Source organism: Shewanella sp. AS16 (genome assembly GCF_021412365.1).
GTDB lineage: Bacteria > Pseudomonadota > Gammaproteobacteria > Enterobacterales > Shewanellaceae > Shewanella > Shewanella salipaludis.
The window spans coordinates 1-305 of the sequence record NZ_JAKCLK010000170.1 but is presented as its reverse complement, the minus strand read 5'-3'; the positions used below and the strand labels follow the sequence as shown (position 1 = coordinate 305).

The window sequence follows — 305 nt, the reverse complement described above, 5'->3', positions numbered from 1 at the left end:
TGGACATATTTACTCTTACCGCATTCATCAAAACTCAGTGGAATGGGGGAACCGCAATAGCGAACATGTTCCATGCCGCCAATAATCTGCGCGCGGTGAATATGCCCGAGCGCGATGTAGTCGGCTGGTGGAAAGTTTTGTGCCGGAAACGCGTCCAGCGTGCCAATATAAATGTCACGCACGGCGTCACTTTTACTGGCACCCACGGTCGTTAAATGTCCAGTGGCGATGATGGGCAGAGGCTGATCGCCGCGCAGTTTGCAGGCATCGGCATAGTGTTGTTGATAATAATCAGTAATAGCCGC

General features: G+C 51.8%; 1 protein-coding gene. It reads right to left on the bottom strand.

Translation table 11 applies throughout. From position 1 onward, the window contains the following. The coding region (sbcD, locus tag LZP73_RS19835; protein ID WP_234236629.1) for an exonuclease subunit SbcD at positions 1 to 305 on the bottom strand (305 nt) is incomplete at both ends.